The organism is Citrobacter sp. MGH104 (genome assembly GCF_001034485.1).
In the GTDB taxonomy this organism is placed as follows: domain Bacteria; phylum Pseudomonadota; class Gammaproteobacteria; order Enterobacterales; family Enterobacteriaceae; genus Citrobacter; species Citrobacter freundii.
The window spans coordinates 144,380-170,617 of the sequence record NZ_KQ089818.1; the positions used below are offsets into that span (position 1 = coordinate 144,380).

Genomic DNA, 26,238 nt, shown 5'->3' on the forward strand with positions numbered 1-26,238 from the left:
GTGGGCTTTCTGCCCGTTTGCCGTAAAACGCCGACAAACGGGCAGAAGGGATTACAGAGAACGGCTCTCAAGTAAGTCGGTCAGCGCGGTATCATTTTTTAGCTGCTGCCAGGCTTGCTCAACGTCCTGAGGAATATCAACATGGGCGATAAAATCGCGGCCGCAAGGCCCGTAGCCGGTTGCATCATCACGCAGGCGCGGAAGCTCACCGGTAATGAGAGACAGGTAACGATCCACCGACCACAGACCTTCGGCGGTCGGGGCAAAATCCACGCCGTCGCCCTGCTCAATCAACTCGGGGACAAAACCGGGGAAACTGATCCAGCGTGGGGCCTGAGGGTCGTCACGCGTGACGCGTTCAAATGTCGCCATGGTGCGGCGCTGCATGGTAGGGTCTTGCACCACAATGACGGTCCCCATGGTTTGGGTCGCCTGACGCAGTAACGCACAGCTAAACCGGGCGTTCTCCCCACAGTTGGTGGACTGATCCTCTACCCAAATCTTCTCACCAGGAATGTGCCAGAACTGGTGCGCGATATCGGCAAGGATCGCCGCTTCCGCGCGACCAGTGGTACGAATCGTGTGGTAGCGTGGATGCTCTGCGATGGCGGCATACAGAAAGGTCGTTGAGTGACCGATACCGCCGCTAATCAGCAAGGGAACCTGTTGCTCTTTCGCTATCCGACAGGCTGCATCGATGGTCGGGATCACTGCGTTCCCGGCCAGAATCACGCAATCTGTCTGCACCGTAATATTTTCAGCGAAATCATTTTGCGCCAGCCATTGCCCCACGGTGTTAATCGCCGCAAGGGTGCTAGCGGAAAGTGGCGGAAACTGTCTCATGTTCATGACTCCTGGAATTTATGCTTTACCGGATACAGATGCCGGATGGCGACTACGCCTTATCCGGCCTACGGTCCAGCACTGCGTTAACCCGTAATCTGATCCATTGCCTGCAGGATACGCTTATCCGAAATCGGATACGGCGTGCCAAGCTGCTGGGCAAAGTAGCTGACGCGTAGCTCTTCTATCATCCAGCGGATCTCTTTGACATCGTCATCTTCGCGGCGCGCGGGCGGCAGTTTATTGAACCACTGCTGCCAGGCCTGCTGCACGCTGTCCACTTTCAGCATCTGCGCGCGATCGCGGTGTGGATCGATGGCCAGTTTCTCCAGCCGTTTTTCAATCGCCTGCAAATAACGCAGCGTATCGCCCAGACGTTTGAAACCGTTGCCGGTGACGAATCCACGGTAGACCAGCCCGCCCATTTGCGCTTTGATATCCGCAAGCCCCAGCGCCATGGTCATATCTACGCGACCTTTCAGACGTTTGTTGATATTAAACACTGCGGTCAGGATCTGTTCGACCTGCTTCGCAATCTCCACCACCGTATCGTTCAGTTCAGCCCGCACTTTTTCATGCAACGCCGCAAAGCCTTCTTCGGTCCACACCGGACCACCGTTGGCGTCAATTAGCTGATCCACACCGCAGGAGATACAGTCGTCAATCAAATCCAGAACTTTACCGTACGGGTTAAAGTACAGCCCCAGCTTGGCTTTATTGGGCAGCTTCTCGTGCAAATATTTGATTGGCGATGGAATATTCAGCAGCAACAGGCGGCGTAAACCGCACCACATCGCCTGCTGTTGTTCCAGCGGATTATCAAACAGTTTGATGGCAACGCTGTCACGCTCATCGACCAGCGCCGGCCACGCTTTCACCTTATAGTTACCGCGTTTTTGTTCGTAACTTTCCGGAAGCCGGCCGAAGCTCCAGATGTGCAATCCACTCTGTTCGATGCCGTCATCGGCCACCGCAGACAATGTTTCCTGAACTTTGCCCTTCAGCGCATCTTTCAAATCCTGTAGCGAACGCCCTTCCTGCAGCTTCTTGTTCTTATCATCCACCACCCGGAAGGTGATTTTTAGGTGATCGGGCACCTGATCCCAGTGCCAGTCTTCACGGTCAACGGTGACGCCGGTCATGCGGCGCAGTTCACGCTCCAGCGAGTCCAGCAGCGGCAGTTCCAGCGGCGTGACGCGGCCTAAAAACGCTTCCGCATAGTTCGGTGCGGGTACAAAGTTGCGTCGTACCGGTTTTGGTAACGACTTAATCAGGGCGATCACCAGTTCGCGGCGCAGTCCTGGAATTTGCCATTCAAAACCGCTCTCGTCGATCTGGTTGAGCAGCGGGAGTGGAATATGTACGGTCACACCGTCCGCATCGGCTCCGGGTTCGAACTGGTAGCTCAGGCGCAGCTTAAGGTTACCCTGATGCCAGAAGTTCGGATAATCCAGCTTACTGATTTTCTCCGCGCCCTCTTTGATGAGCATGCTCTTTTCAAAGTTGAGCAACTCCGGGGTTTCACGGCTGACCTTTTTCCACCAGCTATCAAAGTGACGAGCAGAAACCACCTCATGGCTGATACGTTGGTCGTAGAACTCAAACATCGTTTCGTCATCGACGAGAATGTCGCGGCGGCGTGATTTGTGCTCTAACTCTTCCACCTCCGCTCGTAGTTTCAGGTTATCGCGGAAAAACGCATGGCGCGTTTGCCAGTCACCTTCCACCAGCGCATGACGAATGAACAGTTCACGCGATAACGCAGGATCGATCTGACTGTAATTCACCTTACGGGCCGCAACAATCGGTAAGCCGTAGACAGTGACTTTTTCTGTCGCCATCACAGCACCCTGCGCGCGTTCCCAGTGCGGCTCACTGTATGAACGTTTGATCAGATGCTGGGCTACCGGCTCCACCCATTCAGGATCGATACGCGCGGCAATGCGTCCCCACAAGCGGCTGGTTTCCACCAACTCCGCTACCATCGTCCACTTCGGCGGTTTTTTGAATAAACCTGACCCCGGGAAGATCGAGAAGCGAGCGTTACGCGCCCCGGTAAACTCCTGTTTATCGGTATCTTTCATCCCGATATGAGACAGTAAACCGGTCAGCAACGCGACGTGGATCTCCCGATATTCAGCAGGTTCGCTGTTAACCGGAATACCCAACTCTTTCACCACCTGGCGCAGTTGTGTGTAGATATCCTGCCACTCTCGCACGCGCAGATAGTTCAGAAAGTCGACTTTGCACTGGCGACGAAACTGGTTTGACGACAACGCTTTTTGCTGCTCGCCGAGATAGTTCCACAGGTTCACAAACGCGAGGAAATCAGACTCTTTGTCGTGGAAACGGCGGTGCTTCTCGTCGGAAGCCTGCTGCTTGTCCATTGGACGCTCGCGCGGATCCTGAATGGACAGCGCCGAGGTAATGATCATCGCCTCACGTACGCAGCCATGTTTTTGCGCTTCCAGCACCATGCGCGCCAGACGCGGATCCACCGGCAGTTGCGACAGCTGACGGCCCAACGGCGTTAACTTGTAAGCTGTTGCCTGTTCGTCGGTGGTTATCGCCCCCAGCTCTTCGAGCAGGCGTACACCGTCCTGAATATTGCGCTTATCCGGCGCTTCAACAAACGGGAACGCCGCGATATCGCCCAGCCCCAACGCGGTCATCTGCAAAATAACGGATGCCAGGTTGGTACGCAGGATCTCCGGGTCGGTAAACTCCGGACGCGACAGGAAATCGTCTTCGGAATACAGACGAATACAGATCCCTTCCGAAACACGACCACAGCGGCCTTTACGCTGGTTGGCAGAAGCCTGCGACACCGGTTCAATCGGCAAGCGCTGAACTTTGGTGCGGTAACTGTAGCGACTGATACGCGCGGTGCCTGGATCAATGACGTATTTGATTCCCGGAACGGTCAGCGACGTTTCTGCCACGTTGGTCGCCAGCACGATACGGCGACCACTGTGCGACTGGAATACACGGTTCTGCTCACTGTTTGAAAGACGCGCATACAGCGGCAACACTTCGGTGTGGCGTAAATCCAGTTTATTCAGGGCATCGGCGGTATCACGGATTTCACGTTCGCCGCTCATGAAGATCAGAATGTCGCCCTGACTTTCACGGCCTAGCTCATCTACGGCATCAAAAATCGCCTGCAGTTGGTCACGCTCGGTGTCATCTGCATCTTCAACAATCGGGCGATAGCGCACTTCCACCGGATACGTTCGGCCGGAGACTTCGATAATCGGCGCGTTATTGAAATGCTTTGAAAAGCGTTCAGGATCGATGGTCGCCGAAGTGATGATAATTTTTAGATCCGGGCGACGCGGCAGAAGTTCTTTCAGATAGCCGAGCAGAAAGTCGATATTCAGACTGCGTTCATGCGCTTCATCGATGATGATGGTGTCGTACTGCATCAGCAGTCGATCCTGCTGGATTTCCGCCAGCAGGATACCGTCCGTCATCAGCTTGACCATGGTGTTATCACTGACATGATCGCTGAAACGAACTTTATAACCAATACAGCCGCCCGGCTCGGTCTGCAGCTCTTCCGCAATACGGTTCGCCACGGTGCGCGCCGCCAGACGACGCGGTTGGGTATGGCCGATCAGCCCTTTTACCCCGCGCCCCAGTTCCATACAGATTTTGGGTAACTGGGTGGTTTTCCCCGAGCCGGTCTCGCCAGCAACAATCACCACCTGATGATCGCGAATTGCGTCCAGAATATCCTGCTTTTTCTGGCTGACGGGCAGGTTTTTCGGATAGCTGATTTCCGGACGCGCCGCTTCACGCAGCACAACTTTACCGGCTGCCTGCTCAATCTCTTTCGCCATCTCCTGGTAAATGGCCTGTTGTGCATCAGGATTTTTAACCTTCTTCACACCGTGCAGGCGGCGGGCAAAACGCTGTCTGTCACGCAGCATCAATGAATCCAGCTGTTGCTGCAACATGTTGAAGGTTAATTTTTGTTGTTCTGTCATAGCGTTAAAAGGCAGTGCTCTGCCGGGTTAAATCTCTTTTAGATGATGGGTATAGAGTACCACATCGGCGCTTTTCATGTGTTGTTCAATAATTTCGAACATAGGATTCGATATATTGCGCTATCACTGCGACAGGATTGTGAATAAAGTGTCAACAAGCAACGGGGCTCACCCCCTTCAAACACATAAAAGGAAACACCCATGAGCAAGGTATTAGTTCTTAAATCCAGTATTCTGGCAGGGTACTCTCAGTCTGGTCAGTTGTCTGATTATTTTGTTGAACAGTGGCGTGAAAAGCACTCTGCTGATGAAATCACTGTCCGTGACCTGGCAGCAAATCCTGTACCGGTACTGGATGGCGAACTGGTGGGTGCGATGCGCCCGAGCGATACACCGCTGACACCGCGTCAGCAGGAAGCGCTGGCGCTGTCCGATGAGCTGATTGCTGAGCTGAAAGCGCATGATGTGATTGTTATCGCCGCGCCGATGTACAACTTCAACATCCCTACGCAGTTGAAAAACTACTTTGACCTGATTGCCCGCGCTGGTGTGACTTTCCGTTATACCGAGAAAGGCCCGGAAGGTCTGGTGACGGGTAAACGCGCTGTGGTGCTGACCAGCCGTGGTGGTATCCATAAAGATACACCAACCGACCTGATCACGCCGTACCTGAACGTATTCCTGGGCTTTATCGGCATCACCGACGTGAATGTCGTCTTTGCTGAAGGTATTGCTTACGGCCCGGAAGTGGCGTCTAAAGCACAATCCGACGCGAAAGCCGCTATCGACAGCGTAGTTGCTGCCTGATAATTCCCCCTCTCACCGTCCGGTGAGAGGGTTTCTCCGGCACTTACTTCTTTACCTGTACCCGTATCTGTTTGCCGTGAATGCGATTAATATCACGCCAGATGGTTGCATAATCCCTGCATTTCGCCAGATTCTCTTCCCAGCAATGAAGCAAAAATTGTTCAGGCTCCGCGACATCCCGGCTTAACAGTTTGAATACCCAACGATTCCAGACATACCACTTGAGAAGCCACATGATTTCACCCCACAACGCGACCGGTGTTGGACTATATCAGCATCCATTTTATGCCGTGTGGCAACTATTGCGATGTCGATGAGTAATTTAGATGGATACTACACAAGCAGTACCAGCCAGACAGCCCACAGAACAATAACCAAACGAAGCGTGTACCGACACTGTTGCAATGCGCCTGACTGCCGGTCGGCCAGCGTTAACGTTTTCAGTCGCTCACGACGCCAGATAAAGCACAGAGCATCACCTGCCTGCACATTGTTATGTGCAGTGATCAGCGAAAAATAGCGCTCGTCGAGCCATAATCGCCAACAGCCAAACCAGACAATGGCGCACAGCAGCGCGATAATGGCACGCAGGATACCTGGCGGTGCGGCAAAGAGCACCCACACCATCGGAGCGAGGGAAAAAAGCAGGATGAAGCGCCAGCTTGCCAGCGTGTGCCGCAGCAAACCATGCCGAAGCATCTCATCTTCTGTTACGTTGTCACTTTCCGTTGCCATTGTTGCAGCATCTCCAGATGTTTATCAGTCAGCACCACCTGCGGTCGACACGCACGGATCTGTGCCACGGCCTGCTCTACCGTGGTTGCATGGCCATGGCGTAACAGCCACGCCGCAATCACCATCGCACTACGCGATAGTCCTAAAGCACAATGCACCAGCACCGTACCCTGCGTCTCACGCAGGGTCTCCAGACTGCTCACCGCCTGCTGAAGTTCAGCTTCATTCGGGATCACTAAATCCAGCATTGGTACGCAGTGATACGTTCGTGAGGCCGTCGCCCGTCCACGAGGAAACTCAAAGGTCACGTCCAGTACCGCATGTTGTGCTGGTTCCTGGCGCGGAAAACTACCGAGATACACTCCGGGTACCACCGAACTTACCGCAGGCAAACGGCGGGTAAACCAACGCATCGACAGCCACATTCCTGCTCGCCATGGCAATGACAGCCAGTAAACAGCAGGAGGGAGTCGGCCCTGCGAATCTTTCGCCGTCGTTGCCGCACCGAATCCAGCGTAGCCGCACCCGGCGATCAATAACGCCAGCGCAGGCCATAACAACCATGGCGTCAGCAACACTGCGGCAATGAAACATACGACCGCCCCCATCAGGTATCGCCGCAGCAACCTCACGCGCGCTGCATCCGGTTTACACCAGCGCCAGCGGCGTCGTTCCGGTACCATCCAGTCAATCAACATTCCTGCCGCCAGTCCGGTAATAATATCGATAAAATGATGTTGCCAGGTGGTAAGAACGGATATGGCGATCAGCAAAAACCAGCTATCACAGAGTCTGCGCCAACCGCCTGACAGGTAGCGACTGAAATGCCGCCACAACAGCCAGCAGAGAATAATATGCAGTGATGGCGACTGGTTATATGGCAGATCGAACTGCTCCAGTTGTGCAAACAGCCAACCCGCCGCCCCCGTCACTTCGGGACGCGTAAAGCTAAACTGCAACGGAAACAGTAAAAAACCACCGCAAGCAATCACCGATGCCAGTACCAGCCGGAGCACCAGTCGACGCTGCTCGAAACGCGTGGTGCAAATAAACAGGGATAATCCGTAAAACAGATCCAGACTCCAGTAAGGAAGAATGGTCCATGGAATAAAAGGAATGGCCGACTCCCAGTTAAAAACGATACTTCCAACGTTCTGATATTGCGCGTCTTGCCAGGCGGTAAACTGATTTACCTTGCCATACGTAAGGAAAAAAAAGGGCGCCAGCAGCAGTAACCAACCGACTGCCTGCACCATGACTTTACGCTGCTCAGGAAGCACGACGCACCGCCATGGAAACGGTGAAAATTCCCCACTCATCAATCAGTTGTGTACACTTTTCAAAACCCGCGTCACGAACCAGTGCATCCATTTCCCCCTGCGTACGCACACGCATCACCCACGCTTTACCGTCTTTATGGCTGGTCAGCGACCAGGCGATCGTTTTTAGCTGTGGATGCCAGGGCTGCCCGGTATAGATCAACACGCCCCCCGGCTCTATCGCCTCAGCCAGCCCGGCCAAAGAGTTTTTGACCAGCGTGTTTTCAGGAAACAACTCGTATAAACCGGAGACAATCCCTAATGTGGGACGAGGCTCCAGCGCTGCCAATTGTTCGCGGTTGAAGGCATCACCTTGTTCAAAGTGCGCAATGTCAGTCATGCCTCTGCTTGCGATCATTTCGCGACCTTTATTCACGTTCAGCTCACTGTAATCGCGCAATAAAATTGAACTTACCGCAGGTTCGCCTTCCAGCGCATCGAGTACATAGCGTCCATGTCCGGCAGCAATATCCACCACATGCACTGACGTGCCCTGCTCCGCCAACTGTGCGACTGCCTGGCTAATCAGCCTCTGCAAATGAACCTTACGCTGGCGGATCCCCTGCCAGCCGACATTGTTCAGGTAGTTTTTGTCAATTAAACGCCCCAACGCACTGCTGCCCTGAGGCTGGTTGCGATAGACATAATCCAGCGTACTACCGGAATCAAAACCGGTGTCAAATCCCAGACGTACGCCCGTAGATTGCGTCCCCAGAAGCTTCATGCCATAGCGCAAACCGCGGTACGCTAGATCTTCAAGAGAGTACGGCTCAGGTCCGCCATTGAGCATCCGCCAGGTATCCGCTTCTGGGCTCCAGCGGTCTTCGTTACTGTAATCAAAACGCTGCGCCGGCGTAGCATAGAGCGTCGTAATAAAATCGCGCATTTTATCGAACGCCAGGTGCCGATCTTTTTCGCCCAGCGTGTCGTGGTAAAAACCCGGCAGCACGTGCAATTCTTTAAGTGGGTTTCTCAGACGTTGATAAAAATCAATCTGCGGCTGGCGATGCACAACGAAATCATCCGCGGACACCAGCAACTGCACAGGTAACGTAATGGCAGCGGCATCGCTGACAATTCGCTCTGCCGTTTTGTAGAGATCCAACAGGATGTTTACCGCAATGGCCCGGGTGATCTGAGTATCAAGGTTAAAGCTGGCCACGCGATCAACATCGTGCGTCAGGTATTTGCCTTTAACATAAGAATTAACGAAGAACAGGCCACGCAGCCGGTGCAGCAACGTTAACCCCTGGCGGGCAAACGGCACATACAATTTCACTTTGAAAGCCGGTGACGCCAGCACCAGTCCACGAATATCAGGCGCATAGTCATGTGCCCAGGTTGCAGCCAGTACCGCGCCTACGCTTTGGGCTACGACGACCACATCTTCCATTGCGGCCTGGCTGTCTGCTGCGGCGAAACGTACGAATTCTTCAACATCCTGCACCGAGCGCGCCAGCGAGGGGCTATAACCACGCTGGCCCGGCGAGTGTCCGTGACCACGTGCATCCCAGGCATAGAATACGGTGTCCGGCATCGCCAGTTCGTCCACAATATGCTGCAGCCGCCCGGAATGTTCGTGTCCACGATGGAACAGAACAATCACTTTGGGTGTCATGCCCGGCGCAGGCGCAGGCCAGTGACGATAAAACAGCACGGTGTTATCGCTGGTCAAAAAATTTCGCTCGTCTGGCACTCGTGTATTATTCATGTGGCTGCATTCCTGTGGTTTGTTGCTGTAGCAGCAACAACTGCTGCCTGAGTTCGTCCATGAAGCGGTGTTTATCATCATGAAAACGCAATGATCTGCCAATATTGACGTCAATAAACAACGGCAGCGGTATACGATTCCCTTTCGCCATTACGTGTTCCGTCCCACGTAGCCAGACGGGAATAATCGGCACGTCCGACACTCGCTGGCTCAGATGCCATAACCCAGATTTAAGTGGTGACAGTTTTCCCGGCTCACCGCGCGTGCCTTCCGGGAAGAGGATCAGGATCTTGCCGTCGCGTAATGCCTGTTCACACTGCGCCAGTGGATTGGTTTCTCCGCCCTTACGCGAAATGGGAATAATGTTGAGAATATTCAGCGCAAACCAGGCCATCACCTTATTACGCAGGAAATAATCAGCAGCAGCCACAGGATGAATAGACGCCTGGCGGCGTAGCGGAAAGAGCGAAAGGAGTGCAAACACGTCCATATGGCTGTTGTGATTGGCGACAATAATCGCCGGGCCGCGAGTGGGTAGCCGCTCCCGATGCCTGATACGCAGCCCAAGCCACAGCCATATCACTGGCCAGACAATGCAAAGCGTAAACAGCGTTCGCAGAATTGAGTTCATCATAAGTTAGTAGCAAAAGTAGCGGATGAAATGGAAAAAAACAGGAGCGGTGAAGATCAGTGAATCCAGTCGATCAAGAATGCCACCATGGCCTGGCAGCAGTGTTCCGCTATCCTTCACGCCGATATCACGTTTTATTGCCGACATCACCACATCGCCACAAAAACCGCTGAGGCCGATAATAAAACCTGCCAGCAGTGACAACGGTAAGTTTAATGGTGTCATGACTGGCCCAAGCACTGCCGCCATCAGCGTAGTCGTTACCACGCCGCCGACCAGTCCCGCCAGCGTCTTGTTAGGGCTGACCTTAGGCATAACCTTGATACGCCCAATCGATTTGCCCCACAGGTACTGCGCAATATCGTTGAATTCCGTTAACCCCACCAGGAAGAGCACCAGTAATGCGCCAGTTTGTTTGCCATCATCAGGTAGCACCAGTAAAAATGCGACATGGCTGAACGCAAATACGGTGGTCATCAGGCTCCAGTGATGCTGCGAGACAAAACGTAAGAAGCCCTGCGTATCACCCGCAATCACCATACGAACCGGTAAGAATAAGAATGCATAGACCGGGATAAAGACGACAAACATGCCGTACCAGTTGATGCCAATCAGCCAGTAGTTAATCGGAATAGCAATGAACATCCACAGCAGCGGCATGCGATCGGTTTGACGCGACGGTGCCAGCGTCAAAAATTCCTTTAGCGCCATAAAACTCACTAACGCAAAAAAGGTTAACGCTAGCCAGTGTGGACTTAAAATAGCCAAAGAAAACAAGACGATGATTACCCACCAGGTGCGAATGCGTAACGTCAGTTCCCGCCAGTCTTTGCCTGGTCGTCGCCACACCAGTAATCCATTCACCACCGTTGCAATCAACAGCAGCGCAAAAATGACCGCGAGTGACTTCTCTAACAGCATCATTTCACGACCTCGTTACGCAATGCACTTTTACAGCGATTAATTACCGTCCATAGCAGTAAGAGCGTAGCAATACCCCAAAGCACATTGTTCCACTGCACAACCTGTGGCCACAGCGCCAGTGCCAAACCCCACGCACCAAATACCAACGCTCTGTCGCTTTTACCCAGCGGTCCGGCATAGCTGCGGACGCCATTAATCGTTTGTGCCAGCACGCCGCAAAACTCCGTCATCACCGCACAGAACAGCATCATCATAACCAGTAATACGTTACTGTCGGGGAGCAGCATAAACGGCAGGTAAAGCGCAATGTCGGAAAGAATGTCTCCGCTTTCATTGAGAATGGCCCCAAGTCGCGATTGTTGGTTGCATTCCCGCGCCAGCATGCCGTCCAGAGCATTGAGCGCCATCCGTATAAACAACACGATGGGCAGGAGAACAAAACACTCAGGTTGGGGGAAAATAACCAGCACTGCACCGGTCACAAAAGAAAGCGCCATCGCGGTAAGGGTAACGTGATTTGCCGTGACGCCTTTTTTATGTAACCAGAACATGACAGGCCGCAAAAGCGCCTGAAAGGCGGGCTTTATCTGATAAAGCGTCATCATCACTCCTTGATAATTTGTTGATTTAAATATAGTGGATTAATTAACCGTTGCCGCCTATTACTTTTTATGGGAGTAACTGAATAAATTGAGTTAATAAAAATACGCTATTGTTTTTTCAACCACTTACCATTTATACCCTGAACGTACTCACCCGGTTTAGCGCGAGCAACCAGCTTTTGCCCGGCCATTTTTGCTACTTCATCTGGCGGAATATTATTGCTCTCTGCCACTTGCTGATAGCTGGCGTTGCGCGCTTTATTAATCTCACTCACCAGTGCCTGCGTTTCGGCATCGGTTTGCAATGCAACCAGATAGCCATTGAGCGTTTCTCCTACTCGACCCTGAGTTCTGGCTTCATTCAGGGTCAATGCCCACGCATTGCTACTGAGTAAACTCAGAACGACCAGCGCCACTGCAAACTGTTTTCTCATCATGACCTCAGAACAAATCGCTGCGCGATTTCAATAAGCTTTCGACGTCTTTATCAACTTTGATATGGATCTCATGCTCGATTTTGACGTTCATATTAATAGTGATGGGCTCTTTTGGCGCAGCCACTTCGATTCTGGGAGTGCACCCTACCAGCAGAGATGAAGCCAGCAGACCCAGCATGGCAGCTATCGTTTTCATTGTTGTTCCTCACATTCCTTGCCTTCCGGGCAATGGGTTTCCGGCAGCGCTGCATTTTGTTCAAGCCATGCCTGTAAATTGTCGCCAAAACGCAAGCTGCGCCATAGCGTAAAGACGTTTTCCTCGTGGGTATAATTCAAATTAACTGTACCTACTTTGCCATCCACCCGACTATTGCCAGTCACGGTTGACTGCATGGTTAAGACACCGAGGTTATCCAGATTTATTTTCGTCCACGAATGGCTTATTTCCATATAACGCAGCCAGTTAATGGCCGCCCCCGCCGCCATGTTATCTTTGACGACCGCATCAGCGGTATCCTTATCAATACGCAACGTCATCGGCCCTGGATTAGTCAACCAGCCGTCTTTAATGATCCATTTTTCATTATCCAGCCATAATGGCAACGCGCCACTGACCGGGCCAGACATGGCGAACTGTTTGGGGTTAACCGCACTGATAAGCTCGCTGGAAGAGATATTCTGCACTCGCAATAAGGCCGGATCGTGCTGCGGCATCCGCAGTTGCTGCATGATGATTTTGCCCCCCAGCAGGTCAGCGCTGACATCGCTCAACAGTAACGGGTTGTTTTCACTCCAGGGGTATGCCCCCTGCAGATCGGCGGCGATATTTTTCACCGTCACCTGATTCACCACTTCCGCAATACGCAATGAAATAGGTCCACGCGTACCCAGTTGCCATGCACCTTCACTAAACCGGAAAGGCAATACAAAATCGACACCGTTGATTTGGTTATCGGGCATCCAGGCGCTACCGCCTTTTAACACTCCATGACCGCCCGCTTCAAAGCCCTGCTCCGGGGCTGCCGAAAACGCGACCTGCGCATACAGCTCACCTTCTCGTAGCTTCATTTTCCAGTCAGGTGGGATCAGCGGTTGGAATACGGTGAGCGATTGTTTTGGCCACCAGGCCTGTCCGCGCAGGCGGATACCGTCCCAACGACCATTCAACTGTACGGGCCCAATCGCCCCAGCGTGAAGCTGGCCTTTGAACTGGAAGATTGTCGGATCGCTACCATCGACGCTGAACTTCAGCGTCGATGGTGGTAACACGCTTCCCCCGGTGAAGGTGGTGTTCCCTGCGTCCAGCGACAGCGCGCCGCTAAATGTCGGTTTGGTTGCATCCCGCACCCAGACTATCGGTTCGTCCATCACCAGGCGTGGGTTTTCCACCTTCATCGTACCGTATTGCAAATGATCAAATCCGGTGGAAAGATCAAATAGCTTCAGGGTGTTGTCATGCCATTCCCCCTTACCCGCTACGTCCCAACGGGCATGCATCGGCGTAAAGCTGCCTTCACCCCAATATCGCCACTGCCAACGACCAGCATCAGGAAGAAAATCATTTGCCAGGCCATCCAGATGCAGTTCAAAGCCCCCCATCTGGTTTTCATGCGCACGTAAAATAGCCTGCAGACGCCCATCCACACCGCGTTGCGTGACTTTTACCCCTGCCAGCGGCCAGCGAATCTCGTCAATATCCAGCGAATCAATCACCCGCCCACGTGAGCGCAGCAGCGCCCCTGGCTCGAAAGCCAATTGCGGATCGTTCAGACTTCCGGTGAGTCTCGCGGGTAATTTCGCGTAGAAGATCAGATCGCCCTGTTTCGCTTCACCGGTAAACTGTAGCGGCATCTCGCTACTATCCATGCCAAGCTTACCCGGCCCCAGCGTTAATACGGCATTTCCTTTACCGGCGTCGCCATGCGTCAGAACATTCAGACGCCCACTCACCACCGCGTTTTCCAGTCCTGCCTGCCAGTTTTCAACTTTCATGCCCAGCCGGCCACTTAACGGGAATCCCTGATAAGGCCAGTTCCAGCGTCCGTCGCTGATGGTCAGTTGCTGGCGTGTTATTTCCCACGGAAGGTCAAGCAGCGGATCGGCATTATCCCGCGCCATGACGATCAGTTGTCCGCTGTTTTGTTGCCACTCCAGTTCGGCGTCCACAAGCGTAGGTTCTTGCGGCAAACTTAACGTCGCAACCGCATGACCGCTTACCGGCAGTCCATCGGGCACCAGTGGCATAGTAAATTCACCGACCAGTCTTACCGGCGGCTGGCCTTCAAATGCCGCAACATCCAGCTCAGTTACTGTGAGGTTTTGCCCGTGCAAACGCCCCTGGAATTTAACTTTTTCCCCCTGGTAACGCAGCTGTTGAGTAGAGGGAGTAAGCGAGAGTGACAGTTTTCCCTGCCATTCCTGCCATGGAGAGAGAATAAGTTTGTCGATGTTAATCCAGGTATTAGGCAGCATTGACTGCCATTCAGCCAGCGTTTTGGGCGCTACAGGCGACGGCTCTGTCTGCGGCAATTTGGCCAGGCAAGCTGAGTCCAGCTCGATGGTCCCGACATTCAGCAACCAGCGGCTGGGGTGAGACAGATCCGCCTGAGTAATGCGCGCTAGCGGACAATCTTCAACCAGATAGCGGAGTTCAGGTATATGTAACCCATGCCGTGTCAGCCGCGGGCTCTCGTCCAGCGCGATGCGTGTTCCAACGGGTAACCAGATACCCACCAACGTAGGCACCCACAGGCCAAGCGTCATCACTAGCGTCAGCGGCACGAGAATCAATAATAAGAGGAGTGCCAGAACGGCTTTATATTTACCCTTCATGGGTAGTTAATATCCTGATTTAGCAAAAATTTAAGCCGGTTTAGGCCCGTATTGTGGCATGTTTAACTGGATATGCCCACATTAAGGATAGATAACCGTTTTATAGGCACGCTGTTACACGTGCCGTCGGGGATATTAAGATTCAGACTCAATGGGGCCTCAGTTGTCCATCGCTATGTTTAGGTCCTATACGACCTGCTTCTATCAGAATTTCTTCAATGAGTTCTTCGAGGCACTCCCTACCATGATGATCGCAGACCAGATGTACCTGCCGGGAAATCTCATCAGGTTTCATACCATCACATAATGCCGCCTTCAGCATTAAGGTGGCCCATCGTTTTGCTTCAGAGTGAGTTAGCATGACTCCTCCCGATATTTGCTACCTGTATAAGCGTAGCTGTCAGGATGTGATTCGGCTGGCTTTTTAACCACGTTGTCTTTACCGGCATGAGCTGGATGAAAATTCTCCAGTTGTTGAAAACGCGTAATCTGCCCACACTAACCAGATATACGTTGGAATTATTCATTACGTCTATGACTATCAATAACTTTTTATATTTTGTAAAATAATTTGAATTGGATTAATGTGACGTCAAAATCACTGGAGAAAGTCTTATGAAACTCGCCATCTATAGTACAAAACAGTACGACAAGAAGTATCTGCAGCAGGTTAACGAGGCTTTTGGTTTTGAACTTGAATTCTTTGACTTTCTGTTGACGGAAAAAACAGCCAAAACCGCCCATGGCTGCGAAGCCGTGTGCATTTTCGTCAACGACGATGGTAGCCGCCCTGTTCTGGAAGAGCTGAAAAAGCATGGCGTGAAATATATCGCGCTACGTTGCGCCGGGTTCAACAACGTCGATCTCGACGCTGCAAAAGAGCTGGGTATGCAGGTCGTACGTGTGCCAGCCTATTCACCGGAAGCCGTCGCTGAGCATGCGATTGGCATGATGATGACGCTGAATCGCCGCATTCACCGCGCTTATCAGCGTACCCGTGATGCCAACTTCTCTCTTGAAGGGCTGACCGGCTTTACCATGTATGGCAAAACGGCTGGGGTGATCGGTACCGGTAAAATCGGTATTGCGGCCCTGCGGATCCTGAAAGGTTTTGGTATGCGCCTGCTGGCGTTTGATCCCTACCCAAGCGCTGCTGCGCTGGAGTTAGGCGTTGAATATGTCGATCTTAAAACGCTATTTGCCGAGTCCGATGTCATCTCTCTGCACTGCCCGTTAACACCGGAGAATTATCATCTGCTCAATCATGAAGCCTTTGAGCAAATGAAAAACGGCGTGATGGTTATTAACACCAGTCGTGGTGCATTGATCGACTCGCAAGCCGCTATTGATGCGCTGAAAAACCAGAAAATTGGTTCTCTGGGTATGGACGTGTATGAAAACGAACGCGATCTGTTCTTTGAAGATAAATCCAATGACGTGATTCAGGATGATGTGTTCCGTCGCCTGTCGGCCTGTCATAACGTGCTGTTTACCGGGCATCAGGCGTTCCTGACCGCCGAAGCGTTAACCAGCATTTCTGAGACTACGCTACAGAATCTGGCTCAAATCTCCAAAGGCGAAACCTGTCCAAACGCCCTCTTCTGATTTCCGTGCTCCCCTGGATTCAGGGGAGCATTTTCAGACAATCACCGATGATAAAACACTCAGTATCATTATTATATTGAATGTATTCCCGTCACAAACCCAGAGAAATAGAATGAAGAAAGTTGTCACGTTGATTGCGCTCAGCATGTTGATGGCTGGCTGTGTGAGCAATGGAAAAGTGTCCGTCAATCGCGAACAGTTGCAGCATCACCGCTTCGTTTTGCAGAGCGTCAATGGCAAGCCGGTAACCGTCGCCAATAACCCACCTGAATTAAGTTTCGGTGAAAATATGACGGTGTCGGGAAAAATGTGTAATCAGTTCCATGGTCAGGGCAAGCTGTCCGACGGTGAATTAAAAGTGAAAGACATGGCAATGACGCGCATGATGTGCGCCGATCCACAGCTTAACGCGCTCGACGGCATCGTCAGCGAGATGTTTAAGCAAGGCGCACAGGTTGATCTGACTGCTGACCAGTTAACACTGGCTACAGCAGAACAAACGTTGACGTTTAAACTGGCAGATTTAATGTAATAAAAGCAGTGGCTCAATAATTCCCACAGCTTCCGGCGGCAAGCGACTGCTCACTACAGCGTTTGCCGTTAGGTAATGCACACATGCCGATGGCAGAACCATCCAGTTGGCGTGCCACGGAGAGCGAACCTCCAATCATGGCGCAATTTGCCTCTCCAGAACTGGACATTGCGGCCTTCATCCCCGGTGCGACATGAGCGGCGGTTGCCTGCTGAACAGGTTCACTGCTGCACGCCGATAATAATAACGCGGCACACCCTACCCAAAACGCTGCGCGCATCTTACTCCCCTCTGAAAATTAACCAAACGACACAGCCATAAATAATAGGCAGCGGAAACATTGCCGTCGAGAGGCAAAATGCGCATTTATGCGTGCTGTTTACATTTTCTGGCAATTTTTTAGCTACTCCTTTGATCAAACCATTCATTCTGATTATTCCCAGGACACAAAAGCGAAAATCTGTCTTTAGCGCTTTTGCTAAAATAGAAAGATAACTACAGGATTCGCCGCAGTTACGCGAGTCCCTCTTTTTGCGCAATGTAAGGGTGTCAGTATGATCACAATTGACGGTAATGGTGCGGTTGCTTCAGTCGCATTTCGTACCAGCGAAGTTATCGCCATCTACCCGATTACGCCCAGTTCGACGATGGCTGAACAGGCGGATGCCTGGGCCGGAAACGGGCTTAAAAACGTCTGGGGAGATACCCCTCGCGTCGTAGAAATGCAGTCAGAAGGCGGCGCAATCGCGACCGTTCACGGTGCATTGCAGACCGGTGCGCTCTCTACGTCGTTTACCTCATCGCAGGGCCTGTTGCTGATGATCCCAACGCTGTACAAACTGGCCGGTCAGTTGACGCCATTTGTGCTGCACGTTGCCGCGCGTACCATTGCTACTCATGCGCTGTCTATCTTCGGTGACCATTCCGACGTAATGGCAGTGCGCCAGACAGGGTGCGCGATGCTGTGTGCCAGCAGCGTACAGGAAGCACAGGACTTTGCGCTCATTTCACAAATGGCCACTCTGAAAAGTCGGGTTCCGTTTATTCATTTCTTTGATGGTTTCCGCACATCGCATGAAATCAATAAAATTGTGCCGCTGGCCGATGACACGATCCTCAGCCTGATGCCGCAAGCTGAAATTGATGCGCATCGTGCCCGCGCGCTAAACCCTGAACATCCCGTTATTCGCGGGACATCTGCGAACCCGGATACCTACTTCCAGTCGCGTGAAGCGACAAACCCCTGGTACAACGCGGTTTACGAAAACGTCGAACAGGCGATGAACGACTTCGCCGCGGCGACGGGCCGCCAGTATCAACCCTTTGAGTATTACGGTCATCCACAGGCGGAACGTGTCATTATCTTGATGGGTTCTGCAATTGGTACCTGCGAAGAAGTCGTCGAAGAGTTACTTGCTCGTGGAGAGAAAGTTGGCGTCCTGAAAGTTCGGCTGTTCCGCCCATTCTCTGCCAAACATTTACTGCGCGCCCTGCCGGAAACCGTACGCAGCATCGCCGTTCTGGATCGCACTAAAGAGCCGGGTGCTCAGGCAGAACCGCTGTATCTGGATGTAATGACCGCGCTGGCGGAAGCCTTTAACTGCGGCGAGCGGGAAACCCTACCGCGCGTAATTGGCGGGCGTTATGGCCTTTCTTCCAAAGAGTTTGGCCCGGACTGCGTCATGGCGGTCTTTACTGAGCTGAGTAGCGCGAAGCCGAAACCTCGCTTTACGGTTGGTATCTATGATGATGTCACCAACCTGTCACTACCGCTACCGGAAAGCACCCTGCCCGGTACCGCGAAGCTCGAAGCGCTGTTCTACGGTCTGGGCAGTGACGGCAGCGTGTCGGCCACCAAAAATAATATCAAGATTATCGGTAACTCGACGCCGTGGTATGCGCAGGGTTATTTCGTGTATGACTCGAAAAAAGCAGGCGGTCTGACGGTTTCTCACCTGCGCGTCAGCGAGCAGCCTATTCGATCAGCGTATCTGGTTTCACAAGCCGATTTTGTTGGCTGTCACCAACTGCAATTTATCGATAAGTATCAGATGGCCGAGCGCCTGAAACCAGGCGGGATCTTCCTGCTTAATACTCCTTACAACGTGGATGAAGTCTGGGCGCGTTTGCCGCAGGAAGTTCAGGCAGTACTGAATCAGAAGAAGGCCCGTTTCTACGTGATTAATGCGGCCAAAATCGCTCGCGAATGCGGTCTGGCAGCGCGTATTAACACCGTTATGCAAATGGCATTCTTCCATTTGACGCAAATCTTACCCGGCGACAGCGCGTTGGTTGAATTGCAGGGTGCGATTGCGAAAAGCTATAGCAGTAAAGGTCAGGATCTGGTTGAACGTAACTGGCAGGCGCTGGCTCTGGCGCGTGAATCCGTCGCCGAAGTGGCACTCCAGCCAGTTGACCCGCACAGCGCTAACCGCCCACCGGTGGTTTCTGATGCCGCGCCGGATTTCGTGAAAACCGTTACCGCGGCAATGCTCGCCGGTCTGGGTGATGCTCTTCCCGTATCCGCGCTGCCGCCAGACGGCACCTGGCCAATGGGCACCACGCGTTGGGAAAAACGCAATATCGCCGAAGAGATCCCCATCTGGAAGGAAGAGCTGTGTACCCAGTGTAACCACTGCGTTGCCGCTTGCCCGCACTCGGCAATCCGCGCCAAAGTGGTTTCACCAGAAGCGATGGAAAACGCCCCTGCCAGCCTGCATTCTCTGGATGTGAAATCACGCGATATGCGCGGTCAGAAATATGTCCTGCAGGTTGCGCCTGAGGATTGCACCGGTTGTAATCTGTGCGTCGAAGTGTGCCCGGCGAAAGACAGGCAGAATCCGGAGATCAAGGCCATCAATATGATGTCGCGCCTTGAGCATGTTGAAGAAGAAAAAGTTAACTACGACTTCTTCCTCAATCTGCCGGAAATAGACCGCACTAAACTGGAACGCATTGATATTCGTACCTCACAGTTGATAACGCCGCTGTTTGAATATTCCGGCGCCTGCTCGGGCTGTGGTGAAACACCGTATATCAAACTGCTTACGCAGCTGTACGGCGACCGCATGCTGATCGCCAATGCGACCGGCTGTTCATCGATTTATGGCGGTAACCTGCCCTCAACGCCGTATACCACCGACGCTAACGGTCGTGGGCCAGCGTGGGCAAACTCACTGTTTGAGGATAACGCCGAGTTCGGTCTGGGCTTCCGTCTGACGGTGGATCAGCACCGTGTGCGCGTTATGCGTTTATTGGAACAGTTTGCCGATAACATTCCGGCTGAACTGAATGACGCCCTGCGCGCTGAAGCGACGCCAGAAGTACGCCGTGAACAAGTTGCCGCGCTGCGCCAGCACCTGAAAGATGTCGAAGGCGCACAGCAGCTGTTAACCGATGCCGACGCGTTGGTCGAGAAATCCATCTGGCTGATTGGCGGCGACGGCTGGGCTTACGATATTGGTTTTGGCGGTCTGGATCACGTCCTGAGTCTGACCGAGAACGTCAATATTCTGGTGCTGGATACTCAATGTTACTCCAACACGGGTGGACAAGCGTCGAAAGCCACACCGCTCGGGGCTGTCACCAAATTTGGCGAACACGGCAAGCGCAAGGCGCGTAAAGATCTTGGCGTCAGTATGATGATGTACGGGCACGTGTATGTTGCACAGATCTCTCTGGGCGCACAGTTGAACCAGACGGTGAAAGCGATTCAGGAAGCAGAAGCCTATCCGGGTCCGTCGCTGATTATCGCCTATAGCCCATGTGAGGAGCACGGTTACGATCTCGCGCTAAGCCACGATCAGATGCGCCAGCTGACGGCGACCGGATTCTGGCCGCTGTACCGCTTTGATCCGCGTCGTGCAGATGAAGGTAAATTGCCGCTGGCGCTGGACTCTCGCCCACCGTCAGACGCGCTGGCCGAAACATTGCTTAACGAGCAGCGCTTCCGCCGCCTGAATGCCCAACAGCCAGAAGTTGCTGAGCAGCTGTGGAAAGACGCCGCCGCCGATCTGCAAAAACGCTACGACTTCCTGGCCCAACTGGCAGGTAAAGCAGAAAAGAGCGGTGCCGAGTAATACATTTATCTCAGTATTTGCCTGGAACCAAAAAAAAAGCCCGAACAGTTGTTCGGGCTTGTCAATTTATTCGCTGGCTAATTAATAATTACCATCAATATACCAACGAAAAATAAAACGTGACAATAAAGGCATATAACACGCGCAGAATAGCCCAACAAAATTCAATTGTATAATTTTTATTTTATATATTTTCACGCAACACATTCATCGCAATTATCATCATTTCCGTAGAATTATTTATTTAAGGTTTTACTTAAGGCGTAACAATTCATATTTATCTCTTTACGGAACTTCTCCTTTAGCATGCTTTTACTCCCTACATGGGTAGTCACAGGTTAATAAAAAAACTAAAGGATTATTTCAATGAACAGAAAAGTACTGGCTCTCGTAATTCCTGCCCTGCTGGCTGCAGGCGCTGCTCACGCTGCTGAAGTATATAATAAAGACGGCAACAAATTAGATCTCTACGGTAAAGTAGACGGCCTGCGTTATTTCTCTGATGATGCCAACAAAGATGGCGATCAGACTTATGTTCGTGGCGGCTTCAAAGGCGAAACTCAGATCAACGATATGCTCACCGGTTACGGTCAGTGGGAATATCAGGTCAATGCCAACACCACTGAAGGCAACCGCAACAATAATTTCACTCGTCTGGCCTTTGCCGGTCTGAAATTCGGCGACTACGGCTCATTCGACTACGGCCGTAACTACGGCGTACTGTACGACGTAGAAGGCTGGACCGATATGCTGCCTGAGTTCGGCGGTGACTCCTACACCTATGCTGATAACTTTATGACCGGCCGTGCTAACGGCGTAGCAACCTACCGTAACACTGACTTCTTCGGTCTGGTGAACGGTCTGAACTTTGCACTGCAGTATCAGGGCGCAAACGAACAAGCGGGTGATGAGCAGGAAGGTACCGGTAACGGTAACGGTGGCGACCGTAACGTTCAGAACTCTAACGGCGACGGCTTCGGTATCTCCTCTACCTACGATCTGGGTATGGGCGTGAGCTTCGGTGCGGCATACTCCACTTCTGACCGTACTAACGAGCAGGTTAACGCAGGTAAAGCTGGCGGCAACGTTGCTGGCGGTGATACCGCTGACGCATGGACTACCGGCCTGAAATACGATGCCAACAACATCTATCTGGCAACCATGTACTCCGAAACCCGTAACATGACTCCGTACGGCGACAGCGGCGTAGCCAACAAAACCCAGAACTTCGAAGTCACTGCACAGTACCAGTTCGACTTCGGTCTGCGTCCGGCTGTGTCTTTCCTGATGTCTAAAGGTAAAGACCTGAACGCTACCGACGGTGACAAAGACCTGGTTAAATATGCTGATATCGGCGCTACCTACTACTTCAACAAAAACATGTCCACCTATGTTGATTACAAAATCAACCTGCTGGACGAAGACGACAGCTTCTACACTCGTAACAACATCTCTACTGATGACGTAGTTGCATTAGGTCTGGTTTACCAGTTCTAATCCCTCAGCCCGCTGGCAACAGCGGGCTCTCTTTATGTTCTAACAATTCTGTTTTATCCAAATCAAAACATTATATCTGTTGCGTTAAAACATCTCTCTGATAGATGATATCTTGCATTAAGACCTGTAGTAGAGGATACCTGCAATGAATCATCATCCTGTAAAATCATCCCGTATTGCATCCGTCGGCTATGACGAATCCTCTCACACGCTGGAAATTCGCTTTCACCAATTGGCTACCCTGCAATATCAGCCTGTCCCTGCCCGTATTTTTCGTGATTTCCTGAGCGTGGTCTCGAAAGGTCGATTTTACGACGGCGTAATAAAAGGCAAGTTTCCTGAAATCAAAATAAAGTGATGCCAAAATGTGATCTTTGTCATTGTACATAAAGTGCCATTACGCGGTAAGCTTTAGGTGGATACTTAAACAGGAGGTTTTATGAACAGAACGATTCTTGTACCCATCGATATTTCAGACTCAGAATTAACTCAACGCGTTATTGCCCATGTTGAAGCAGAGGCCAAAATTGACGATGCGCAGGTCCATTTTCTGACCGTAATTCCGTCACTGCCCTATTACGCTTCTCTGGGACTGGCCTACTCGGCAGAGTTACCGGCCATGGACGATCTGAAAGCCGAAGCAAAATCTCAACTGGAAGAGATTATCAAGAAGTTCAATATCCCAACGGACAGAGTGCACATTCATGTCGCAGAAGGTGCGCCGAAAGATAAGATTCTGGAGATCGCCAAAAAATTACCGGCTGATATGGTCATTATTGCCTCACACCGACCTGACATCACCACCTACCTGCTGGGCTCTAACGCCGCAGCAGTAGTGCGTCATGCGGAGTGTTCGGTACTGGTAGTCCGCTAAGCTTTCAGGCCCGCACATCGCTGCGGGCTTTTTGTTTCTACCACTTATACCCCACGATTCCTGTCCTAAATGTGCTGACATTTTTCCCGCTTATCCGTACCATACACGCCACAGTTTTTATATCAGACTTCTTTTGCCGGACTATCCGGCGTGATGCATACTCTTCTGATGCCACACTATGAATTGAGCCTCTATTAAATGTCGCAAAATCAAGATATTAGCAAGAAAGAACAATACAACCTGAACAAATTGCAAAAACGTCTGCGTCGTAACGTGGGCGAAGCCATTGCCGACTTCAATATGATCGAAGACGGCGATCGCATTATGGTGTGTCTTTCCGGCGGGAAAGACAGCTATACCATGCTGGAGATCCTGCGTAATTTGCAGCAAAGCGCCCCGATCAGTTTTTCCTTGGTTGCGGTTAACCTCGATCAAAAACAACCCGGCTTCCCAGAGCACATTCTGCCGGAGTATCTGGAACAGCTGGGCGTTGAGTACAAGATTGTTGAAGAAAACACTTACGGGATCGTCAAAGACAAAATCCCTGAAGGCAAAACGACCTGCTCGCTCTGCTCTCGCCTGCGTCGCGGCATTCTGTACCGTACGGCAACCGAGTTAGGTGCCACCAAGATTGCGCTCGGCCACCATCGCGACGACATCCTGCAAACGCTGTTTTTAAACATGTTCTACGGCGGAAAAATGAAAGGTATGCCGCCGAAGCTGATGAGTGATGACGGTAAGCACATCGTGATCCGTCCGCTGGCTTACTGCCGTGAGAAAGATATCGAGCGCTTCTCCGAAGCGAAAGGTTTCCCGATTATTCCGTGCAATCTGTGCGGCTCACAGCCTAACCTGCAGCGTCAGGTCATTGCTGACATGCTGCGTGACTGGGACAAACGCTATCCAGGTCGGATTGAAACCATGTTCAGTGCGATGCAGAACGTTGTGCCTTCACATCTGAGCGATATCAATCTGTTCGATTTTAAAGGCATTAAACACGGTTCAGAGGTTGTGGACGGCGGTGATTTAGCGTTCGATCGTGAAGAGATCCCGCTGCAGCCTGCGGGCTGGCAGCCAGAAGAAGATGATGCTCAACTGGATGAGTTACGCCTGAACGTGGTGGAAGTGAAGTAAGGCGATTATGTAAACGTCTTATCAGGCCTACAACGAGCATATACCCGTTGTAGGCCTGGTAAGCGGAGCACCATCAGGCACTCCAATGGGTATTTATTTCAATAAACGAACTCGGCAAGTCTTGCCTTTAATCTTACCGTTTTGCAATTGTTTCCACGCCTTGGGCGCTATGTTCTGGCGAACGGCGACATAGACGTGTGCCGGATGAACGGCAATTTTGCCGATATCGGCGCCATCCAGGCCAATATCACCGGTCAGAGCCCCCAGAACATCACCAGGACGCATTTTAGCCTTTTTGCCACCATCAATGCATAACGTCGCCATCTCTGCTTCCAGCGGCAGGATTGACACGTTAGCTGGCGCTGGCAGCCAGTTCAGCTTCAATTGCAGCATTTCAGAAAGAATATTGGCACGCTGTGCTTCTTCCGGCGCACAGAAACTAATCGCCAGACCGCTGTTACCGGCTCGCGCGGTACGTCCGATACGATGGACATGAACCTCCGGATCCCACGCCAGCTCGAAGTTAACCACCAGTTCGAGTGATTTAATATCCAGGCCACGTGCGGCCACATCGGTGGCAACCAGAACGCGTGCGCTGCCGTTGGCAAAACGCACCAGCGTCTGGTCGCGATCGCGCTGTTCAAGATCTCCATGCAGTGAAAGTGCGCTTTGCCCCGCCTCATTCAATGCGTCACACACGGCCTGACAGTCTTTTTTGGTGTTGCAAAAAACGACGCATGAAGCAGGCTGATGCTGGCTGAGCAATTTTTGCAGCAGCGGAATTTTTCCGTGGCTGGAGGTTTCGAAAAACTGCTGTTCAATCGCCGGTAACGCATCGACCGTATCAATTTCAATGGTTAATGGATTTTGTTGCACCCGGCCACTGATGGCGGCAATGGCTTCCGGCCAGGTCGCAGAAAACAGCAAGGTCTGGCGAGAAGCTGGTGCAAAGCGAATGACATCATCAATCGCATCGCTAAAGCCCATATCCAGCATACGGTCGGCTTCATCCATAACCAGCGTATTCAGGGCTTCCAGAGAAACGGTGCCTTTTTGCAGGTGGTCGAGTAAACGCCCCGGCGTGGCGACAATAATATGAGGTGCATGCTGCAGAGAGTCACGCTGTGCACCAAAGGGCTGCCCACCGCATAGCGTTAAGATCTTGGTGTTTGGCAGAAAGCGCGCTAAACGACGCAGTTCACCCGCCACCTGGTCGGCAAGCTCTCGGGTTGGGCACAGCACCAGAGACTGCGTCTGAAACAGCGCGGCATCAATATGCTGTAATAGCCCAAGACCAAAAGCAGCCGTTTTGCCACTGCCGGTTTTAGCCTGCACGCGAACATCTTTCCCCGCCAGGATTGCCGGTAATGCGGCAGCCTGAACAGGCGTCATTTCAAGATAACCCAGCTCGTTAAGGTTCTCGAGTTGAGCAGCAGGTAAAACATTCAGGGTTGAAAAAGCGGTCACAATTTAATCTCGCGGTAAAAACTCACATTCAGCAGGCGCGTATCCTCGCAGATCTACGCCCACGATGCGACAATTTAATAGGTTCTTCATCCGGCGGCGGATCCGGCATTGGCTGCGGACGAGGAATGGGATCGGGAATGGGAACCGGGTCAGTCGGGAGCGAATCCGTGTGCGCAGTTGCAATCAGACAGGTCATATACTCCTCCAGTCATTCAGGTTG

General features: G+C 52.1%; 23 protein-coding genes. 8 read left to right on the forward strand and 15 right to left on the reverse strand.

Going from position 1 to position 26,238, the window contains the following annotated elements; translation table 11 throughout:
- Window positions 1–51 precede the first annotated feature (51 nt).
- Together SK34_RS00635 and hrpA are read right to left on the reverse strand one after the other, a co-directional pair.
- Entirely contained in the window at window positions 52–849 is a 798-nt protein-coding gene (locus tag SK34_RS00635; protein WP_171820670.1) for a YdcF family protein, read from the reverse strand.
- Window positions 850–929: 80 nt separating this feature from the next.
- Complete coding sequence (gene hrpA, locus SK34_RS00640) at window positions 930–4,832, reverse strand: ATP-dependent RNA helicase HrpA (protein WP_048232102.1); 3,903 nt, start codon at window positions 4,830–4,832, stop codon at window positions 930–932.
- 201 nt (window positions 4,833–5,033) lie between these two features.
- On the opposite strand from hrpA, the gene azoR reads away from it, so the two are divergent.
- Window positions 5,034–5,639 carry an FMN-dependent NADH-azoreductase gene (gene azoR / locus SK34_RS00645; RefSeq protein WP_003020341.1) on the forward strand — a complete coding sequence of 202 codons (606 nt, stop codon included), beginning with the start codon at window positions 5,034–5,036 and terminating at the stop codon, window positions 5,637–5,639.
- A gap of 43 nt (window positions 5,640–5,682) precedes the next feature.
- On the opposite strand, the gene SK34_RS00650 is transcribed toward azoR, so the two are convergent.
- The 10 genes from SK34_RS00650 to SK34_RS00695 form a co-directional block, all read right to left on the reverse strand.
- Window positions 5,683–5,874 carry a hypothetical protein gene (locus tag SK34_RS00650; RefSeq protein ID WP_003020344.1) on the reverse strand — a complete coding sequence of 64 codons (192 nt, stop codon included), beginning with the start codon at window positions 5,872–5,874 and terminating at the stop codon, window positions 5,683–5,685.
- Window positions 5,875–5,972: 98 nt separating this feature from the next.
- A complete protein-coding gene (locus tag SK34_RS00655) occupies window positions 5,973–6,374 on the reverse strand; it encodes a hypothetical protein (protein WP_044710836.1) in 402 nt (133 codons plus the stop codon).
- A complete protein-coding gene (locus SK34_RS00660; RefSeq protein WP_032935646.1) occupies window positions 6,350–7,654 on the reverse strand; it encodes a phosphatase PAP2/dual specificity phosphatase family protein in 1,305 nt (434 codons plus the stop codon). The genes SK34_RS00655 and SK34_RS00660 overlap by 25 nt, the downstream gene beginning before the upstream one ends.
- Window positions 7,644–9,404, reverse strand: a complete 1,761-nt coding sequence (locus SK34_RS00665; RefSeq protein ID WP_048232105.1) for a bifunctional alpha/beta hydrolase/class I SAM-dependent methyltransferase — start codon at window positions 9,402–9,404, stop codon at window positions 7,644–7,646. The genes SK34_RS00660 and SK34_RS00665 overlap by 11 nt, the downstream gene beginning before the upstream one ends.
- Window positions 9,397–10,038: a lysophospholipid acyltransferase family protein gene (locus SK34_RS00670; protein ID WP_032935643.1), complete on the reverse strand. Its 642-nt coding sequence runs from the start codon at window positions 10,036–10,038 to the stop codon at window positions 9,397–9,399. Before SK34_RS00670 ends, SK34_RS00665 begins: the two co-directional genes overlap by 8 nt.
- 3 nt (window positions 10,039–10,041) lie before the next feature.
- Window positions 10,042–10,959 carry a phosphatidate cytidylyltransferase gene (locus SK34_RS00675; protein WP_048232106.1) on the reverse strand — a complete coding sequence of 306 codons (918 nt, stop codon included), beginning with the start codon at window positions 10,957–10,959 and terminating at the stop codon, window positions 10,042–10,044.
- Complete coding sequence (locus tag SK34_RS00680; protein WP_032935638.1) at window positions 10,956–11,561, reverse strand: CDP-alcohol phosphatidyltransferase family protein; 606 nt, start codon at window positions 11,559–11,561, stop codon at window positions 10,956–10,958. Before SK34_RS00680 ends, SK34_RS00675 begins: the two co-directional genes overlap by 4 nt.
- Before the next feature lie 107 nt (window positions 11,562–11,668).
- Window positions 11,669–11,995 carry a YdbL family probable chaperone protein gene (locus tag SK34_RS00685; protein WP_032935636.1) on the reverse strand — a complete coding sequence of 109 codons (327 nt, stop codon included), beginning with the start codon at window positions 11,993–11,995 and terminating at the stop codon, window positions 11,669–11,671.
- Between the two features lie 7 nt (window positions 11,996–12,002).
- Window positions 12,003–12,194, reverse strand: a complete 192-nt coding sequence (locus tag SK34_RS00690; RefSeq protein WP_003020350.1) for a YnbE family lipoprotein — start codon at window positions 12,192–12,194, stop codon at window positions 12,003–12,005.
- Complete coding sequence (locus SK34_RS00695) at window positions 12,191–14,830, reverse strand: YdbH family protein (protein ID WP_048232109.1); 2,640 nt, start codon at window positions 14,828–14,830, stop codon at window positions 12,191–12,193. The genes SK34_RS00690 and SK34_RS00695 overlap by 4 nt, the downstream gene beginning before the upstream one ends.
- A gap of 615 nt (window positions 14,831–15,445) precedes the next feature.
- On the opposite strand from SK34_RS00695, the gene SK34_RS00700 reads away from it, so the two are divergent.
- Window positions 15,446–16,435: a 2-hydroxyacid dehydrogenase gene (locus SK34_RS00700; RefSeq protein WP_003020354.1), complete on the forward strand. Its 990-nt coding sequence runs from the start codon at window positions 15,446–15,448 to the stop codon at window positions 16,433–16,435.
- A 112-nt stretch (window positions 16,436–16,547) separates the two neighbouring features.
- Window positions 16,548–16,967 carry a heat shock protein HslJ gene (gene hslJ, locus SK34_RS00705; RefSeq protein WP_003840829.1) on the forward strand — a complete coding sequence of 140 codons (420 nt, stop codon included), beginning with the start codon at window positions 16,548–16,550 and terminating at the stop codon, window positions 16,965–16,967.
- A gap of 13 nt (window positions 16,968–16,980) precedes the next feature.
- On the opposite strand, the gene SK34_RS00710 is transcribed toward hslJ, so the two are convergent.
- Window positions 16,981–17,247 (reverse strand): putative hemolysin, encoded by a 267-nt coding sequence (locus SK34_RS00710; RefSeq protein WP_003020360.1) that lies wholly within the window; start codon window positions 17,245–17,247, stop codon window positions 16,981–16,983.
- Between the two features lie 274 nt (window positions 17,248–17,521).
- Here SK34_RS00710 and nifJ point away from each other — a divergent pair, with 274 nt between their 5' ends.
- The 5 genes from nifJ to ttcA all read left to right on the forward strand — a co-directional run bounded on the left by nifJ (window position 17,522) and on the right by ttcA (window position 24,551).
- Window positions 17,522–21,046, forward strand: a complete 3,525-nt coding sequence (gene nifJ, locus SK34_RS00715) for a pyruvate:ferredoxin (flavodoxin) oxidoreductase (RefSeq protein WP_048232111.1) — start codon at window positions 17,522–17,524, stop codon at window positions 21,044–21,046.
- Between the two features lie 366 nt (window positions 21,047–21,412).
- Window positions 21,413–22,543, forward strand: coding sequence for a porin OmpC (ompC, locus tag SK34_RS00720; protein ID WP_044710856.1), 1,131 nt, complete (start codon window positions 21,413–21,415; stop codon window positions 22,541–22,543).
- A 145-nt stretch (window positions 22,544–22,688) separates the two neighbouring features.
- Window positions 22,689–22,901, forward strand: coding sequence for a KTSC domain-containing protein (locus SK34_RS00725; RefSeq protein ID WP_003020366.1), 213 nt, complete (start codon window positions 22,689–22,691; stop codon window positions 22,899–22,901).
- An 81-nt stretch (window positions 22,902–22,982) separates the two neighbouring features.
- Window positions 22,983–23,417, forward strand: coding sequence for a universal stress protein UspF (uspF, locus tag SK34_RS00730; protein WP_003020369.1), 435 nt, complete (start codon window positions 22,983–22,985; stop codon window positions 23,415–23,417).
- Between the two features lie 198 nt (window positions 23,418–23,615).
- The gene (gene ttcA, locus SK34_RS00735) at window positions 23,616–24,551 is read left to right on the forward strand and encodes a tRNA 2-thiocytidine(32) synthetase TtcA (RefSeq protein ID WP_003833209.1); all 936 of its coding nucleotides are present in this window, start codon (window positions 23,616–23,618) and stop codon (window positions 24,549–24,551) included.
- A 93-nt stretch (window positions 24,552–24,644) separates the two neighbouring features.
- Here the strand turns inward: ttcA and dbpA are convergent, their stop codons facing one another.
- Both dbpA and ynaL read right to left on the reverse strand, forming a co-directional pair.
- Window positions 24,645–26,018: an ATP-dependent RNA helicase DbpA gene (gene dbpA, locus SK34_RS00740; RefSeq protein WP_048232112.1), complete on the reverse strand. Its 1,374-nt coding sequence runs from the start codon at window positions 26,016–26,018 to the stop codon at window positions 24,645–24,647.
- Window positions 26,019–26,046: 28 nt separating this feature from the next.
- Complete coding sequence (gene ynaL, locus SK34_RS25085; RefSeq protein ID WP_085951593.1) at window positions 26,047–26,214, reverse strand: proline-rich small protein YnaL; 168 nt, start codon at window positions 26,212–26,214, stop codon at window positions 26,047–26,049.
- Window positions 26,215–26,238 lie beyond the last annotated feature (24 nt).